This is a genomic window from Methylobacterium sp. A54F, from assembly GCF_053346035.1.
In genome coordinates this window covers 1-282 of the sequence record NZ_JBKFBF010000220.1, presented here as the reverse complement: position 1 = coordinate 282, position 282 = coordinate 1, and the positions used below count along the sequence as shown (strand labels likewise).

1 protein-coding gene is annotated in these 282 nt (G+C 69.9%); it reads right to left on the bottom strand.

The features are described 5' to 3' along the window. A partial coding sequence (gene nadA, locus ACLBXP_RS26030) for a quinolinate synthase NadA (protein ID WP_447670672.1) occupies positions 1 to 282 on the bottom strand: 282 nt, incomplete at both ends.

Here is a 282-nt window from a genome sequence, read left to right as displayed (position 1 = left end):
CGGGGTTCGCCGCCGCGATGTTGTCGGCCATCGAGCATTCCGTGACGAGGACGACCTGGGGCGGGCGCTTCCGCCCCACGAAGTCCATCATCATCGCGGTCGAGCCCGAGAAGTCCGACTCCGCCACCACCTCCGGCGAGCATTCGGGGTGCGCGATCACGGTGACGCCCGGATAGGCGTCGCGCACCACGCGGATGTCGGCCGGGGTGAAGCGCTCGTGCACCTCGCAGTGGCCGGCCCAGGTCAGGATCTCGATCTCGGGGAGCGCCGCCTGGACGTTCT